The sequence below is a fragment of the Bizionia argentinensis JUB59 genome, from assembly GCF_000224335.1.
In the GTDB taxonomy this organism is placed as follows: Bacteria; Bacteroidota; Bacteroidia; order Flavobacteriales; family Flavobacteriaceae; genus Algorimicrobium; species Algorimicrobium argentinense.
Genome location: NZ_AFXZ01000009.1, coordinates 23,535 through 40,173 on the forward strand (window position 1 = coordinate 23,535; position 16,639 = coordinate 40,173).

The 16,639-nt window shown below is 35.4% G+C and carries 15 protein-coding genes; 10 read left to right on the top strand and 5 right to left on the bottom strand.

The annotated features are described in order from the left end of the window. Positions 1–17 precede the first annotated feature (17 nt). The 8 genes from BZARG_RS03210 (at position 18) to BZARG_RS03240 (ending at position 9,044) form a co-directional block, all read left to right on the top strand. Positions 18–1,562, top strand: coding sequence for a glycosyltransferase family 2 protein (locus BZARG_RS03210; protein WP_008635531.1), 1,545 nt, complete (start codon positions 18–20; stop codon positions 1,560–1,562). Continuing rightward, on the top strand, positions 1,563–2,558 hold the full coding sequence (locus BZARG_RS03215; protein ID WP_040287969.1) for a glycosyltransferase family 2 protein: 996 nt from the start codon (positions 1,563–1,565) through the stop codon (positions 2,556–2,558). Beyond that, complete coding sequence (locus tag BZARG_RS03220) at positions 2,555–3,673, top strand: glycosyltransferase family 4 protein (RefSeq protein WP_008635387.1); 1,119 nt, start codon at positions 2,555–2,557, stop codon at positions 3,671–3,673. Before BZARG_RS03215 ends, BZARG_RS03220 begins: the two co-directional genes overlap by 4 nt. Positions 3,674–3,819: 146 nt before the next feature. Beyond that, entirely contained in the window at positions 3,820–4,893 is a 1,074-nt protein-coding gene (locus tag BZARG_RS03225) for a glycosyltransferase (RefSeq protein WP_008635417.1), read from the top strand. Positions 4,894–4,932: 39 nt separating this feature from the next. Beyond that, entirely contained in the window at positions 4,933–6,324 is a 1,392-nt protein-coding gene (locus tag BZARG_RS03230) for an O-antigen ligase family protein (protein ID WP_008635615.1), read from the top strand. Next, positions 6,275–6,826, top strand: a complete 552-nt coding sequence (locus BZARG_RS15965; RefSeq protein ID WP_008635408.1) for a glycosyltransferase family protein — start codon at positions 6,275–6,277, stop codon at positions 6,824–6,826. The genes BZARG_RS03230 and BZARG_RS15965 overlap by 50 nt, the downstream gene beginning before the upstream one ends. Beyond that, positions 6,808–7,287 (top strand): glycosyltransferase family 4 protein, encoded by a 480-nt coding sequence (locus tag BZARG_RS15970; protein WP_394330501.1) that lies wholly within the window; start codon positions 6,808–6,810, stop codon positions 7,285–7,287. Before BZARG_RS15965 ends, BZARG_RS15970 begins: the two co-directional genes overlap by 19 nt. 365 nt (positions 7,288–7,652) lie before the next feature. Beyond that, a complete protein-coding gene (locus tag BZARG_RS03240) occupies positions 7,653–9,044 on the top strand; it encodes a sugar transferase (RefSeq protein WP_008635654.1) in 1,392 nt (463 codons plus the stop codon). Positions 9,045–9,336: 292 nt separating this feature from the next. On the opposite strand, the gene BZARG_RS03245 is transcribed toward BZARG_RS03240, so the two are convergent. Both BZARG_RS03245 and BZARG_RS03250 read right to left on the bottom strand, forming a co-directional pair. Continuing rightward, entirely contained in the window at positions 9,337–10,506 is a 1,170-nt protein-coding gene (locus BZARG_RS03245; RefSeq protein ID WP_008635335.1) for a lipoprotein N-acyltransferase Lnb domain-containing protein, read from the bottom strand. An 11-nt stretch (positions 10,507–10,517) separates the two neighbouring features. Then, positions 10,518–11,591, bottom strand: a complete 1,074-nt coding sequence (locus BZARG_RS03250) for a putative type IX sorting system protein PorV2 (RefSeq protein WP_008635745.1) — start codon at positions 11,589–11,591, stop codon at positions 10,518–10,520. A gap of 129 nt (positions 11,592–11,720) precedes the next feature. On the opposite strand from BZARG_RS03250, the gene BZARG_RS03255 reads away from it, so the two are divergent. Then, on the top strand, positions 11,721–12,476 hold the full coding sequence (locus tag BZARG_RS03255) for a CDP-alcohol phosphatidyltransferase family protein (protein WP_008635432.1): 756 nt from the start codon (positions 11,721–11,723) through the stop codon (positions 12,474–12,476). A gap of 32 nt (positions 12,477–12,508) precedes the next feature. Next, positions 12,509–13,384: a DUF808 domain-containing protein gene (locus BZARG_RS03260; RefSeq protein ID WP_008635458.1), complete on the top strand. Its 876-nt coding sequence runs from the start codon at positions 12,509–12,511 to the stop codon at positions 13,382–13,384. Between the two features lie 331 nt (positions 13,385–13,715). On the opposite strand, the gene lptB is transcribed toward BZARG_RS03260, so the two are convergent. The 3 genes from lptB to BZARG_RS03275 form a co-directional block, all read right to left on the bottom strand. After that, a complete protein-coding gene (lptB, locus tag BZARG_RS03265; RefSeq protein WP_008635714.1) occupies positions 13,716–14,459 on the bottom strand; it encodes an LPS export ABC transporter ATP-binding protein in 744 nt (247 codons plus the stop codon). 323 nt (positions 14,460–14,782) lie between these two features. Next, positions 14,783–15,622 carry a twin-arginine translocase subunit TatC gene (gene tatC, locus BZARG_RS03270; RefSeq protein WP_008635587.1) on the bottom strand — a complete coding sequence of 280 codons (840 nt, stop codon included), beginning with the start codon at positions 15,620–15,622 and terminating at the stop codon, positions 14,783–14,785. Further along, positions 15,622–16,539 (bottom strand): KpsF/GutQ family sugar-phosphate isomerase, encoded by a 918-nt coding sequence (locus BZARG_RS03275; RefSeq protein WP_008635402.1) that lies wholly within the window; start codon positions 16,537–16,539, stop codon positions 15,622–15,624. Before BZARG_RS03275 ends, tatC begins: the two co-directional genes overlap by 1 nt. Positions 16,540–16,639 lie beyond the last annotated feature (100 nt).

Consider the following 16,639-nt stretch of genomic DNA (forward strand, 5'->3'; position numbering starts at 1 on the left):
AAGAAGAAAAATATAATATGATTGTTCTAATACATAAACATAATAATGTAGTACGCGTATTTGATTATCACACTAATGATAGTATTTCAATATCTGTGAATAAGCCAGCTAAAGCATTATTTGAATTGGCAACAGCGTATCCAAATAGGTTTATTGTTTGGTGTGATGAGGCCTTACAAGATTATATCAATTTTGAAGGGTTTAAACAAGTGTTTCATCATAAGCGTATTATGGCTTCTTTTGAAATACGTAACACGCATTATATTTCAGATCGAATAGGTTATGTAGAATCGTCTCCATTCGTTAACATAAAGAAAAACGTAACATATCCGACTTGGTTGATGAGTACTTGTGTTGGTGCTATTCATGCCCAAGTGTTATTAAAGTTCAATCCTAAAACTTATAAAGGGAGTCATTTTGCTTATATGTTAAACTCTATTGCAAAAAAAGGAATGAAATTTGGTTTATTTTGTTATTCCTCACCAGAATTGTTAAAGCCAAATAATATCATATTAGCACCTTATAAATCAGCAAACAAAATACTATATCAATTTATTAAACAACATTATAAAACGCGTTGGATTTTTATAACGTTTTTTAATAGTTTTATTTATGAAAGGAAGCTGCAAGTTGGAGCGTTAATCGCATCTTGGTTTGTTAGAAAGAAAATAATTACCCTTTGTTTTGGAGATATTCAAGTCAATTCGACTCAAATTGATGACTCTAATAATAGCATTACTGTTGTAATCCCAACAATGGGTAGAAGAAACTATTTATGCAATGTCTTATTAGATTTATCCAAACAAACGCTTTTACCAAAGCAAGTCATTATTATAGAGCAAAATTCCGATGTTTCTAGTGTTACGGATTTAGATTATTTAAGCACACAATCATGGCCTTTTGTTATTGAACATGTATTTATTCATCAAACAGGTGCATGTAATGCACGCAACATGGCTTTAAAAAAGGTGACTTCTGATTACGTTTTTATGGCTGATGATGATGTCAGGTTTAAAACTGATTTACTTGATAGCTCTTTAAAAGAGATGAATACTTATGGACTTCGTGTGGCAACCTTTAGTTGTTTGCAAAAAAGCGAAGAAGATTCTATTAATAAAATCATGCAATGGCATACATTTGGGTCTGGTTGTAGTATGGCTTATTCCAATGTATTACATAATGTTGCTTTTGATATGGCCTTTGAAAACGGTTTTGGAGAAGATGGCGATTTTGGCATGCAAATACGTAATTTGGGAGTAGATATTGGTTACTTACCAAACTGTAGATTACTTCATTTAAAAGCTCCTGTCGGTGGTTTTAGAGCCAAATTTGAACATCCTTGGCTAAAAGAAATGATACAGCCCAAACCTTCACCAACCGTTATGTTATATAATTTGAAACATCAATCTATACAACAGATAAATGGTTATAAAACACTTCTATTTCTTAAGTTTTATAAAAAACAAGCTATAAAAAATCCTTTGGTTTATTTTAGAGCTATGAATAAACGTTGGGAACGCAGTGTCGTTTGGGCGGAATACTTAATACAGAAAACGAATTAAATGAAATTCTCCCTCATAATCTGTACCTATATGCGGCCACAAGCCTTACTGAATTTATTAAATTCAGTCAAGAGCCAAACCCTGTACCCAGATGAAATTCTGATTATTGATGGCTCTTTAGATGATAAGACGAAACAGGCTTTAGAAAAACAGCAATTCCATAATTTAAAATATTTTAAAGTCGATGCACAAAACAGAGGTTTAACTAAACAACGGAATTTTGGTATTTCAAAGTTTGATCAAACATCTGATGTGGTTTGTTTTTTAGATGATGATACTATTTTAGATGCGACGTACTTTCAATATTTATTAGATACCTACACGCAATATCCGAATGCTTTAGGTGTAGGCGGCTATATTGCAAATGAAGTAAAATGGCAAGAAACGGATGGGTCTAAAAATTCCAAACGTTTTTATTTTGATGGTTGGATGCGGAATGAACCATTGCGATTTCGGGTGAGACGCTGGTTTGGATTGGCGCCAGATACACCACCTTGTTATTTGCCCAGCTTTTCACATGGACGGTCTGTGAGTTTTTTACCACCATCGGACAAAATTTACCCCGTTGAACAATTTATGGGAGGTGTATCTTCTTACAGAAGGTCTGTTTTTGAAGATATGCATTTTTCAACCTACTTTGAAGGCTATGGCTTATATGAAGATGCCGATTTTTGTTTACGATTGGCTAAAAAAGGTAGCTTATATGTTAATACATCTGCCCAATTGGAACACCATCATGATCCAGAAGGGCGACCTAATACTTTTAAATATGGAAAAATGGTTATTAGAAATGGCTGGTATATCTGGCGGGTAAAATATCCCAATCCCAGCTTTAAAGCTCGGATTAAATGGAACTTAACGGCTGCTTTATTGATGACGCTTACTTTTTTTGGTATATTAAGGAATAATAAAAAACGAGCGGTTTTTTCGGAAGTTATGGGACGTTTCGTGGGATTGATAAGTTTAGTTTTTAATAAACCAAAACTACTTTTATGAAACTCGCTATTTTCACTTTAGTCCAACATAGTTTTAAGGATAGCCAGTATTATGCTTATGCGCCGTATGTCAACGAAATGACTCTTTGGGGAAACTATGCTGATGAATTGATAATTATTGGTGTTAAAAAAGTCACCAATGAAGTTGATGAAATTGATAGTGCTTATAAGCATTCGCATTTAGAATTTATTCCAGTACCTAATTTTAATGTTTTAGGCATTATAGATGTTTTTAAAACGCTGTTTAAAACCCCTTATATTTTTTTTAAATGCATTCAGGTTATGCGACAAGCAGATCATATTCATTTAAGGTGTCCTGCCAACGTTAGTTTGGTAGCTTGTTTTGCACAAATACTTTTCCCAAACAAAAAAAAGTCGGCTAAATACGCTGGCAACTGGGATCCTAACAGTCAGCAGCCTTGGAGTTACCGTTTGCAAAAAGCCATTTTGCGTAATACCTTTTTAACACGAAATATGCAGGTACTCGTATATGGCGAATGGCCCAACCAAACCAAAAATATTAAACCTTTTATAACGGCTACTTATTATGACAGCGAGAAAATAACTTATCATGTTAAAGATTATTCAAAAAAATTAAACTTTGTATTTGCGGGAATGTTGGTGGAAGGCAAACGTCCTATGTTGGCCGTTCAAATTATTGAGGCCTTGCATGAAAATGGTATCCCTGTAGTGCTAGATATCTTTGGAGATGGTCCTTTAATGCTCGAATTACAAGACTATGTGAAGTCAAATCATTTAGAATCCATCGTTTTTTTACATGGTAATCAGGATAAACCGATGATTAAAGCCGCTTTAATAGCTGCTCATTTTTGTATTTTGCCTTCCAAGAGTGAAGGTTGGCCAAAGGCTGTGGCTGAAGGTATGTTTTTTGGTTGTATTCCAATTAGCACCAATGTATCTTGCGTTAAATGGATGCTTGGTAATGGCGCCCGAGGTATCCTAATTGAACCCGAATTAGATGCAGCAGTTGCAAAAATTATTTCGACTTTAAACAAGGCCGATTTAGATACTATGGCGAAGGCCGCTTTAGAATGGTCGCAGAATTATACGCTTGATCGGTTCGAGGAAGCTATTATGGATGTGATGGAGAGGTGAGTTGTGGGTTTTGAGTTTTGAGTTGTGAGTTGTGGGTTGTGAGTTTTGGAATTAGTTTGGAGATTTGATAACAGAGAACCGAAAACAGAGAACAGAGAACCGACCACCGAAAACCGATGACAGATAACAGAAAATAAAATAAAAACATGCGCGTACTGCAATTAATAGATAGTTTAGAGGCTGGTGGGGCAGAGCGTATGGCGGTTAATATGGCTAATGTGCTTTCTGATTCTTTGGAGGGTTCGTATGTATGCGCGACAAGACAGGAAGGTTTATTAAAAGCGTCTATCAAGCAGAATGTTTCGTATTTGTTTTTGAATAAGCAGCATAAGATTGATGTACAGGCTATTCTTAAATTAAAGCGTTATATTAAACAGGAGCAGATTACCATTATCCACGCACATTCGACTTCTTTTTTTATGGCTACCATTATGAAATGGCTAAACCCCCATTTAAAAATTGTTTGGCATGATCATTATGGGAATAGTAGCTTTTTGGCAGAGCGCCCTTATCGGGTTCTTGCGTTTTGCTCGCGGTATTTTTCACTAATTTTAAGTGTCAACCCCGTTTTAGAAACTTGGGCAAAAAACCATTTGAAATGCAAGCAGGTGGTGTATTTGCCAAATTTTGCTATTCAAGAAAAGGAGACGGTAAAACTTACGCAATTAAAAGGTATACCAGGAAAACGCATGTTATGTTTGGCTAATTTAAGACCTCAAAAAGACCATCATAATCTTATAAACGCTTTTCAAATAGTTTCTTCTCAATATCCAGAGTGGAGCTTGCATTGTGTAGGACAGGATTTTAAAGATGTCTATTCGGAATCGGTATACCAGCTGGTAAATCAGTTGGATTTACAAGACCGGGTTTTCTTTTATGGAAGCTGTCCAGATACACAGCATATAATTCAGCAGGCTGATATAGGCGTGCTGTCCTCGTTATCCGAAGGGTTGCCCTTGGCGCTTTTGGAATACGGATTGGGTCAGTTACCTATTGTAGCCACTCATGTTGGCCATTGTAGTAGCGTGTTCCCTAAAGCATGTCATGAATTTTTAGTCCTGCCAAACCAGTCGCAGCTTTTAGCGGAGCAATTACTAGTTTTAATGAAAGATTTAGAACATAGAAAAACGATTGGAAAGCTAATTTATCAACATGTTTTGACGCAATTTTCCGCAGTGGCAGTAAGGGATAAATTACTTCAGATGTATTCTCAACTCTAATAAATACTGTATTTTGCAAGTCCTATATATTTTAATTTTATGACAGCCAAACGAAGCTATCGCTACCGCTTTACCAATGATGCCTATGTGGCCTTGATTGTGTTGCATATTGTTATGGGTATCTTTATCAATAAGATTCCGCAGTTTTCTAAACTATATTTCACAGTTGTTTGTGTGTTTTTTATATTTAAAACCATTACAAGCGCACCAAGTAAGAAGGTTATGTGGGTGCTTTTTGGCGCCTCTTATATTGTGGCAGCTGAATCTTTATTTAGAATGACCGGTGGTGGTTTGTTTTATGAATTCTCAAAATATTTTGTCATATTATTAATGGGAATAGGGATTTTTTATGATGGCATTTCAGGAAAAGCCTATCCCTATTTTATTTATTTAATTTTATTAGTACCAGCTGTGCTGGTGGCATCAACTACTTTAGGCTACGATTTAAACTTCCGCACGAGTGTCGCTTTTGTATTGAGTGGTCCCATTTGCTTGGGGGTTTCAGCTTTATATTGTTACAATAAGAAAGTAAGTAGAGAGGTTTTACTTCAAATTGTGGCCAGTATGAGCTATCCCATCATTGCCATGACTACACATTTGTTCTTGTTTAACCCGAGTGTCAAGGAGGTGTTAACATCAACAGGGTCTAGCTTTGAGACGTCAGGTGGTTTTGGACCCAATCAAGTTTCTACCTTATTGGGCTTGGGTATGTTTGCATTAACCGTTCGTTTTTTTATGAAATCTCCCACACTTTTTTTAAAAGTGTTTAATCTTGTATTATTAGCTGCAGTATCCTTTAGAGCCATAGTAACTTTAAGTCGTGGTGGTGTTTTTGGCGCTATTATTATGATTTTAGCCTTTTTGGCGATTTTTTACGGCAGTGCTAAATTTCGAAAAAGACAACAAATTATCGTGTCTATAGTTCTTTTGTTTTTTGTGGCCCTTGTAACTTGGACCATAAGTTTAAATCAGTCCAGTGGCTTGGTGGGTAATCGCTATGCGAATGAGGATGCCGGCGGTAGAGAAAAAAAGGATATTACTACAGGACGTGTGGATCTTTTTCTTGATGAATTTGATGGTTTTAAAAAAAATCCTTTTTTAGGGGTTGGTGCTAGCGGTATGAAACAATCCCGTTTAGAGGAAGAAGGAACTATTATTGCATCTCATAATGAGATTAGCCGTTTGCTTTCCGAACATGGTGTTTTTGGTATTTTAATTTTAATAATTCTTATTTTTACACCATTATACTTTAGAAGTGGGCATCGCAATAATGTGTTTTTTTATGCCTTTTTAGCCTTTTGGTTTGCCACTATTAATCATTCAGCCATGCGAATTGCAGCACCAGCCTTTATATATGCATTAGCTTTATTAAACGTAACACATGACAAACGTCCTTTACATAGGAAACAACTTAAGCAAAAAACAGACTAATATTTCGGCTATAGGTATATTAGGGCCTTTGTTGGAAGCTGAAGGTTATACGCTGTTTTATGCGTCTTCAAAATCCAATAAGGTGTTACGATTATGTGATATGCTTTATCGTGTTTGTAGTTATGCGAAGCGTGTGGATGTGGTTTTGATAGACACTTATAGTACCAAAAACTTCTATTATGCCTTTTTGGTGAGTCAACTTTGCCGCGTTTTAGGTTTACCTTATATACCGATACTTCATGGGGGCAATTTGCCAAGTCGCATAAAAAAATCGCCTAAAATGAGTGCAAAGCTGTTCAAAAATGCCCAAAAATTGGTGTCGCCTTCCTTATATTTACGAAGCATATTCGAAGAAATGGGTTTTAAAGATGTAGTTTATATTCCGAATAGTATATCTATTGAGCAGTACACGTTTCAAGAAAAAATTTTAAAACGATTCGCTTACTTTGGGTGCGGTCCTTTTCAGATATTTATAATCCTCAATTGGCAATTCGAGTTTTAAAACGCTTGCAAGATGCCGGATATAGTTGCGAACTCTGCATGGTAGGACCCGATTCTGGAGATGGTAGTTTTCAAGCGACCCAAAAACTGGCAGAAGAATTGAATGTTGCTATAACCTTTACAGGCAAACTCTCGAAACCTGAATGGTTGGCCTTGGCTGCGAATTATAATATTTTTATTAATACCACTAACTTTGACAATATGCCAGTGTCTATCATTGAAGCTATGGCGCTGGGATTGCCGGTTATTTCTACTGATGTTGGTGGTATGCCGTATTTAATTTCTGATACTGAATCAGGAAAATTGGTTCCAGCTAATGATGCTGTGGCTTTCGAGCGTGCCGTTATTCAATTGGTTTCGGATGTGGAAGGTACAAAGCAAATGGCGCGGCAGGCTAGGGCACAAGTAGAAGCATTTGATTGGAATATTGTTAAGGAGCGATGGTTTGAGGTAATCCCTTAATCCCTAAGAGGATTTTTGTTGTTGGAGTTAGATGTTGACGGATCAATCGTAAATGTTGTGTTTAAGCAAAAATAGCAGTCAATCTAAAAAGAAATAATCCTGCATTCTATACGCTCTAAACGCTTTAAAAGATTCGGCTGAAGCACTAGTACTTCTATTTATAAAGTAGTTTGCAGTTGTAGTTATAGATGGGTATTAGGTATAATTTCTACAAGCACGTCCAGTAAGCTCTGTGAAACAGCTTCAGAACAACCAATATCCTGGAAATGCTTTAGAATGCTGGCCGTTAACAAGGAACCAACTACCAGTAAATAAACTTGGTTAATTTCTGTATCTTATTATCTTTACCAAGCTAATCTAGTACTATGGGAAAACAGGCTATTCACTTTAATATATCGGAGCGCAAAATATTATTACGGGTTGTCGATATTTTAAGTGTACTTTTAGCTCTGTATTTTGTTAGTAATTGGTTTCATTTTGATTATTTTACGATCACGAAACAAAATTGGACTTGGGTTGTTGTTTTAATCGTTTATTTAATTGTTTTTGGAACTGTTTTTGAACTTTACGACTTGCAAAAGGCTAGTCGGAAGGATAAAGTCTTCGCTAATATTGTTTTAACATCCTCTATCACAGTTTTGTTTTATTTATTAACACCGTTTTTCACGCCCATATTACCATCAAATCGTTTACAAATCGCCTATTTTTATCTGGCAATAATGATTGCTTTATCGCTATGGCGCTTGGTTTATATTTACTTTATAACTTCGCCACGGTTTTATAAAAAAGTGCTTATTGTAGGGGAAACATCTAATATTGAGGGCATTATAAGTGCTTTCAAGGATGCCGACCCGAATTATAAAATTGTAGGTTATATTAATTGCGAAAAGATAGTTTCAGAACGGGTAAGGTTTAAAGGAATTAAAGAATATTCACCGGAATCTATCCATGATATAATAAAGGAAGAATCTATTTCAGAAATTGTTGTTGCTAGTTATAATGCCGAAAACATAACACCCCCAATTTATCGCGATTTGATTAGGTTATTAGAACGTGGATTTCCTATAAAAGAGTACGCTCAAGTTTTTGAAGATATTACATATCGCGTGCCTGTTCAGTTTGTAGGCAAGGATTTTTACAAATATTTTCCATTTAGTCGCAGCAATCAAAATAAGCTTTATTTGTTTTTCCATCGTTTGTTTGATATACTTTTAGCTCTTATTGGTGCACTAATTGGTTCCATTTTAGTTCCATTTATTTTTATAGGCAATTTAATAGCGAATAAAGGACCACTTTTATACCGTCAAGAACGCGTAGGGAAAAATGGGAAATTATTCCGTATCGTTAAGTTTAGAACCATGGTGACTAATGCCGAATTGAATGGAGCTGTTTGGGCTGTTAAAAATGATAGTCGCATTACGCCTTTTGGTATGTTTTTAAGACGCTCACGTTTGGATGAAATTCCCCAGTTTTTAAATATTTTAAAAGGAGATATGAGTTTAATTGGTCCGCGACCTGAACGTCCAAGTTTTGTCAGAGAATTATCAGATGTTATTCCATTTTATGAAACACGGCATATTATTAAACCGGGTTTAACGGGATGGGCACAAGTAAATGTGCGTTACGGAGGAACAGTCAAGGATAGCTTACTGAAGCTTCAATATGATTTATATTACATTAAACACCGAAGTTTTTTCTTGGATTTAAATGTGCTAATTAAAACTGTTGGAACCATGATTTATTTTAGGGGGCAGTGATGAGTTATGGCTTGAATATGAGTTGTGATTTTTTTGTGAGTTGAAGCTGTTTAATGATAATAATAAGTTATTAAAGTTTAAAGTGAACATTGGGTCATAAATGGAAAACGTTAGATATATTTCGCTTTATTGATAAACACCGAACACCGAACACCGAACACCGAACACCGAACACCGAACACCGAACACCGAACACCGAACACCGAACACCGCCTGCCCATCCGGAGCGTTTTGCAGAGGCGGGAACACCGAGTCTATGTAAAACTTTGATTAATAGAACAATGAAAACTATTTACACATTTAGCTTTCTATTGAAATAGTTTATTAAAAACAGGTACCTCATTAATAATGCTAAAAGCAATGGAATTAATGCTGGAGCGAATACTTGAACGCCTATTGTCCAGTGAAAACTCATTAATGCGAGTATTATTACCAAAAACTTTAGGAAAGGAATTACCCATGCTTTTGGTTGTCGTTTAGCTATTTGCCAAGCCAATATACCATTTAAAGGAAAAGCCCATAGCAGATTGTAATTTTGAGCCGTGGTTTGATGGTCTGTTGCAAACCATAGCAGTAATACCATAATTCCAATTAACATCGTGCTTATTAAAAGTATCGTATCTAATATTTTACTGCGTTTTTGCTTTTTAAAGTCGGAGTAAGTAATGCCTATTATAAGCAAACCGATGATAGTAAAAACAACGAATGGACTCCATAGAATATCAAGGCTAGCTTCCGTTGGCTTTTCCTGATAGATTATCTTCTCACTACTTACCAGTTTTTTACTACCTAGAGTCGCTTCACTAAAAAACACATGAATATAATCGGGTAGAAACATATGTTCTTGAGCTGTTGCTTGTTGATCGATAACTGAACCTAAAGCAAGATCGATACCAACGCTACCCCATAAATTTGTTGGGACTTTTTCACGAATGAGACTTCTAAATGTTTGCGGTTGAAAATTATCGGGTTCAGGAAAAATTATCTCTTTATTTGTAACAACTTGCAATACATCGCGAATTTTGGTGGCACAATTATTATAAAAGAAATCGTAAAGATATTCGCGGTTTTCGGGCTTGTAATTATTTTTTAGATAATCGAAAATAGCCTGTTTTTCTTCCGAAGAAAGATTTAAAACCTGCTCTTTTATAGTGCGATTTTGCCAGATATAAAAGTCTTTAATATCGTTGTATTTACTTTTTCCAATAGAGTAATTAAGTTTTCCTTGAGCAAAATTCAGATAAAAGCCAGGTTCATCAAAAGGGAAGCGCCCGTAATCATAACCAACATCTAAATCGTTAGCGCGATCCAAAATACGGAACACATTATGTCCAAAAGCATCATTTAAAGAAGCTCCAGGGCCAATAGTAACAACGCTTATTTGGGCTTGCGATGATAAGTTCTGTGTCCATACATTCTGAAAAGAAAGTGCTAGAAAAAGAAAGAGGTAACGGTAATTCATAATGTAATTTATTATCTAAAAATGCTAAAATCTAATTTTAAGGAAAACACATTGGAGTAGAGTGCAACACTTTGATCGCCAATGTCTGTAAACGCATAATCTACTTGGATGCCTTTGTATTTAAATCCGACTCCAATACTAGGTTGAAATGATATGCGTTCATTAGTATCTATCTGTAATTCATTTTGAAAATTTCCTACGCCCGTGCGTAAAAATACCATGTCTAAATAGCCGAATTCGAAACCAACTGCCGGTGTAATACTAGCAAATGAGGTAGAAATAATATCGTTATTTTGTTCAAAACGTACATTTAAATCGACTTCCGCTAACAATGAATAATCATAGCGAATAATAAATTTTTTGGCTATACCTATTTGCAGTTTAGGAATGGTGATTTCGGTAGTTTCAGGCAATTCCTGATTCTGACCTTCTATGGCATCTTGAACGGTTGCAAATTCATCTTCATCAATGGCCCAAGCATTAAAAGTGGTTGTTATATCGCGAGCCATAACGCCAAACTTCCAGTTGTTTTTAGTCTCAAACTGAATAGCGGCATCCAGCCCAAAACCCCATGAAGACGCAAACTTACCAATAATACGACGAATAACCTTCGCATTAATACCATAATTTAAACCATCCAAAGGTAGGCTTCTGGCATAGGAAAACGTTACGCCATAATCGGCAGTGGAAAACAAGCTAATTCTATCGTAGTTTATATTTCCTTGCTCGTCAATTAATTGTGTTGTGTTTAAAATATCATCTACAGCAAAACGAATAACAGAAATACCTATAGCCGAGCGGTTATCAATAGGCATGGCGAATCCAATGTAATCGTAATTGGCAATATTGGCGAAGTAACTGGAGTGCATTAGCGCTATTTGCTTATCTTCTATATGAACGAGTCCGGCGGGATTCCAATACCCCGAATTTACATCGGCAGAATTTGCGGTAACGGCATTACTCATTCCCAATGCCGCGGCATCAACCCCAATATTCATGAATTCATTTGAATATTTTCGGACGGCTTGACCAAATATGTTTACAGAGACTAATAAAACCAATGCTGTAGTTAGTAATGCTTTCAAATAGAATTCTTTTTGCAAATATGCTACAATTTTTCAACATATTAAACTTGTAATTGATGTAGATATTGTCTGTTTTTTCTTTATACCTATAAATAGTTTGCTATTTTTACAGGATTATCTAATAGACCTATGAAAAAACATATCCCTAATTTTATTACGCTTTTAAACTTATTTAGTGGCTGTATTGCCGTGGTACTTGCTATAAACAATCATTTTGTTACGGCTGCTATCTTTATGTTTTTAGGCATATTTTTCGATTTTTTTGATGGCTTTTTTGCACGTAAATTTAACGTTCAAGGACCATTAGGTGTTCAGCTGGACTCGCTTGCCGATATGGTAACCAGTGGTTTGGTGCCTGGGGTAGTCATGTTTAAACTATTGCATTTATCATTGGGGAATCCGGTTATTGAAGATGCAGATGCCGTTTGGAGTAGCAGCAGTATATTTGAAGGTTTACATTATACACCATTAGCTTATATCGGCTTTTTTATCACACTAGCTTCTGCCTATCGTTTGGCTAAATTTAATATAGATGAAGATCAGCAGAGTTACTTTAAAGGTTTACCAACGCCTGCCAATGCGATTTTAATTGTTTCACTACCAATGATTTTGGAGTTTCAAAATAATGATCTTATTAACTCTACTATTATGAATCCTTGGTTTTTAGTAATATTGACGTTAATTAGTAGTTATATGTTGAATGCACCAGTGAAGTTATTTGCTTTAAAATTTAAGACTTGGGATTTTAAGTCTAACATTACGCGCTATGTCTTTATTCTTTTAACGGTGGTATTGCTAGTTGTTTTACAATTTGCGGCAATTCCTTTAATTATTTTGCTTTATGTATTATTGTCGTTGTTAACAGCAAAAAGTATTAAAGCCTAACCTTTTAATTTTAACGAATACACTTTATTTTTATGGCTTCTGGATTTTTTGCTCTTCTTGACGATATTGGTGTACTCATGGACGATGTGGCTGTATTAAGTAAAGTTACCACCAAGAAAACTGCTGGTATTTTGGGCGATGATTTAGCTGTGAATGCCGAAAAAGCATCAGGTTTCATGTCGTCTAGAGAAATCCCTGTTTTGTGGGCAATTACTAAAGGTTCATTTTTAAATAAACTCATTATATTACCTATTGCTTTTTTATTGAGTGCTTTTTTACCCGCAGCCGTTACCATTATTTTAATATTAGGTGGTATTTATTTGGCTTTTGAAGGCGCTGAAAAAATAGTTGACTATTTTATTCCACATGGTTCTAAAACAGCAGCGGTTAATACAGCCGAAGAGCTTTCTGAAAAAGAAATTTTGGAACAGGAAAAAAGTAAAATAAAGTCAGCAATATTAACCGATTTTATTTTATCGGTTGAAATTGTCATCATCGCTTTAGGTGTCGTTTTAGAACAGACCTTATTGCTCCAAATTATTGTGGTATCTATTGTGGCTATAATTGCCACCGTTGGGGTTTATGGTATTGTAGCATTGATTGTCCGTATGGATGATTTTGGGTTGAAATTAGTAGAAAGGAGCGGTGGAAAAGGAGTTTTAGGTGGCATAGGAACCGTTTTGGTTAACGCTTTGCCTTATGTTATTAAAAGCTTATCCGTTATCGGAACTATTGCCTTGATACTGGTTTCCGGCGGTATTTTTGCACATAATATTGATTTCTTTCATCATGTGTTCGAAGCCTGGCCTTCCATTCTAAAAGAATTTACTATCGGATTAATAATCGGTATTTTGGCCGTTTTGGTATTTAAATTTGTGCTTTGGGTTGTTGGGATGGTTAGAGGGTGATGAGGTGTTTAGTTGTTTGTTGTGAGTCAGAAAGAAGCAGTTATGCGCAGAGAAAAGAAAATAGAGCATAAAATATAGAAAAAAAGTATTAGAAATTAAAGCAAACCACCCTTTGTACATGGCGGATTGCATGGCCAGGATTCAATCTTCCCGTCCAAACTGCGTTTGTCCAGCCCTCTTAACTAAATAGAGAGCTGAATGTGAATAATAGTTAAGATGAAATGAATTGTTTTTCTGTGAAGCTCCACGGCTCTCTAGGTTACTTCGCGAAATAACTTGTTGAGAATATAGATGTGAGTATTCAGAAAGCCATGATATATAAAACACTGTATTACTCTTCCCTTATATTCTTTTTCCGAAGTTCGAAATTCTGACCTAAATACACTTTTCTAACCATTTCATCATTGGCTAATTCTTCTGGTTCACCAGCCTTTAAAATACTTCCTTCAAACATTAAATAAGTTCTGTCGGTAATGGCCAAGGTTTCTTGCACGTTGTGATCGGTAATAAGAATACCGATGTTTTTCTTGGTCAGTTGTGCCACAATACGCTGAATATCTTCCACAGCAACAGGGTCCACACCTGCAAAAGGTTCATCTAATAGAATAAAATTTGGATCGGTTGCCAGAGCACGTGCTATTTCAGTACGACGGCGTTCACCACCAGATAATAAATCGCCGCGACTTTTTCTAATATGTCCCAAGCTAAACTCTTCAATCAGCGATTCCATTTTATGCAATTGCTCTTTCTTGCTTAATTTGGTGAGTTGTAAAACGCTTAAAATATTATCTTCAATGCTTAATTTTCTAAATACAGAAGCTTCTTGTGCCAAATAACCAATACCGTTTTGAGCACGTTTATACATAGGATATTTCGTGATGTTGGTATTATCTAAAAAGATATTGCCACCGTTGGGTTTAATTAATCCCACAATCATATAAAAAGAAGTGGTTTTACCGGCGCCATTAGGTCCTAAAAGACCAACAATTTCACCTTGATTTACTTCCAAAGATACATCTTTAACGACTTTTCGGCCGCTATAGGATTTCATTAAATGTTCTGCTTTTAATTTCATAGGCTTAAACTCTAGGCTAAAATAGTAAAATCAAGACGACAATTGAATTTTTTCGATTGAATTTAAACAATGTTTAACGGCTTATATTTCAAAATCGACACTTGTAATTTCAACATATCTTAATTTCTTCAAATATAGTTAGAAGTATTTACTATAGTGCTTCTCGTTGTGATTTCTGGAAATTTTGACACGAATTACACGGGTTTACACCATTGTACTTATTTCCGAAAAAATATAGGCACAAATCATCTTATGTAAACGACACGAATCTGAAAGATTTTTAATCTGTTTTAAAAAGCGGTTTTTGATGAATTTGTTTGTATTTATACCTGTTTTTTCTTTGTATCCTTTTTAGCTTGTCGTTCCTGATTTCTAACGACTACTTTCGAAATATAAATACTTATCTGATATAACAATAAAATTGGAATAGCCACAATAACTTGACTGGCAATATCTGGAGGCGTAATTATAGCCGAAATAATCAGTACAATAACCAAGGCGAATTTGCGGTATTTTTTGAGAATCTGCGGTGTTACTAGCCCAATTTTTGTTAAGAAGTAAATCACAATTGGCAATTCAAAAACTAATCCAGAGGCTAATGATGAGGAGCGCACCAATGCTATATAGGAACTTAAATCTATTTCATTTGAAATTTCAGTACTAACGGTGTAAGTACCTAAAAAGTTAATAGATAATGGCGTTACAATATAGTATCCGAATAAAACGCCAATAAAAAATAACAAAGATGATATTACAATAAAGCCACGTGAATGCTTGCGTTCATTAATTTGTAAGCCTGGACTTATAAATTTCCAGAATTGATAAACGACGTAGGGGAAAGCAATAATTAGTCCCGCATATATGGACGTCCAAATATGGGCAGAAAACTGACCAGCCATAGTTCTATTTTGAATGCGGAACGGAAATTCATCCAAACAAAAAGTAGTGTCGACACCTATAAATTGTGATGCTTTACATAACCACTGATAAGTTGGAAAGGTCATGCGTTTTGGTCCGAAAATTATGGTTTCAAAAATAAAATCGGACATTAAAAAAGCGACAGATCCAGCAATTAAAATAGCGAAAGTGGCGCGGATTAAATGCCATCTTAAGTCTTCTAGATGATCTAGAAAAGACATGTCGTTGATACTCTTTCTGGCCATTATATGATACCTTCTTTTATTAAATCATGAATATGGACAATTCCTGCATATTCACCTTGTTTCTCTACTAATAATTGTGAAATACCATGCGTTTCCATTAATTCTTTAGCTTCTACAGCCATGGCATTAGCATCAATCCGTTTGGGATTAGCTCCCATAATATCTTTAGCAGTTAAGTGGATAAAATCATTGGACTTGGTTAACATTCTACGTAAATCGCCATCCGTAATAATACCCATTATTTTATTGTTTTCAACAACCGCTGTTACGCCTAACATTTTTTCAGAAATTTCAATAATCACCTCTTTAATATTGGTGTCAGGGTTTACCTGAGGTTTTTCATTTATATCACTCATATCGCTAACACGCAAATATAATTTTTTGCCCAGGGCACCTCCAGGATGATATTTGGCGAAATCGTTGCTCGTAAAACCACGTAATTCTAATAAACAAATAGCCACAGCGTCGCCCATAACTAATTGAGCAGTTGTACTGGTTGTTGGTGCTAAATTATTCGGGCAGGCTTCTTTTTCCACAAATGTATTTAAAACAAAATCAGCGTTTATTCCTAAAAAGGAATCGCGATTACCCGTTATAGCAATCATTTTGTTTTTCGCACGTTTTATAAGCGGTACTAGTACTTTGATTTCTGGAGTATTACCACTTTTAGAAATGCAAATAACAACATCGTCATCCAAGATTAAGCCTAAATCGCCATGAATGGCATCGGCAGCATGCATAAAAACAGCAGGTGTTCCGGTGGAGTTTAAAGTTGCCACAATTTTCGTAGCAATAATGGCACTTTTTCCAATACCAGTTATGATAACTCGGCCTTTAGAATTGTAAATGCATGATACTGCGTCGGCAAAATTACTATCTAATAAGGAAGTTAGGTTTAGAATAGCCCGACTTTCCATCTCAATAGTCTGTTTGGCAGTCTGTAAGATTGTGTTATGAGTTTTCAAAATTTATTATTTTTTTGGGTTGATGCTTTTAAAGAATTTGTTATCTTTAAAG

What these genes read in the sequence shown, in the direction of transcription:
- BZARG_RS03210 (WP_008635531.1), top strand. Translation starts at nt 18, where the DNA reads ATGATTGTTCTAATACATAAACATAATAATGTAGTACGCGTATTTGAT.
- BZARG_RS03215 (WP_040287969.1), top strand. Translation starts at nt 1,563, where the DNA reads ATGAAATTCTCCCTCATAATCTGTACCTATATGCGGCCACAAGCCTTA.
- BZARG_RS03220 (WP_008635387.1), top strand. Translation starts at nt 2,555, where the DNA reads ATGAAACTCGCTATTTTCACTTTAGTCCAACATAGTTTTAAGGATAGC.
- BZARG_RS03225 (WP_008635417.1), top strand. Translation starts at nt 3,820, where the DNA reads ATGCGCGTACTGCAATTAATAGATAGTTTAGAGGCTGGTGGGGCAGAG.
- BZARG_RS03230 (WP_008635615.1), top strand. Translation starts at nt 4,933, where the DNA reads ATGACAGCCAAACGAAGCTATCGCTACCGCTTTACCAATGATGCCTAT.
- BZARG_RS15965 (WP_008635408.1), top strand. Translation starts at nt 6,275, where the DNA reads ATGACAAACGTCCTTTACATAGGAAACAACTTAAGCAAAAAACAGACT.
- BZARG_RS03240 (WP_008635654.1), top strand. Translation starts at nt 7,653, where the DNA reads ATGGGAAAACAGGCTATTCACTTTAATATATCGGAGCGCAAAATATTA.
- BZARG_RS03245 (WP_008635335.1), bottom strand. Translation starts at nt 10,506, where the DNA reads ATGAATTACCGTTACCTCTTTCTTTTTCTAGCACTTTCTTTTCAGAAT.
- BZARG_RS03255 (WP_008635432.1), top strand. Translation starts at nt 11,721, where the DNA reads ATGAAAAAACATATCCCTAATTTTATTACGCTTTTAAACTTATTTAGT.
- BZARG_RS03260 (WP_008635458.1), top strand. Translation starts at nt 12,509, where the DNA reads ATGGCTTCTGGATTTTTTGCTCTTCTTGACGATATTGGTGTACTCATG.
- lptB (WP_008635714.1), bottom strand. Translation starts at nt 14,459, where the DNA reads ATGAAATTAAAAGCAGAACATTTAATGAAATCCTATAGCGGCCGAAAA.
- tatC (WP_008635587.1), bottom strand. Translation starts at nt 15,622, where the DNA reads ATGGCCAGAAAGAGTATCAACGACATGTCTTTTCTAGATCATCTAGAA.
- BZARG_RS03275 (WP_008635402.1), bottom strand. Translation starts at nt 16,539, where the DNA reads ATGGAAAGTCGGGCTATTCTAAACCTAACTTCCTTATTAGATAGTAAT.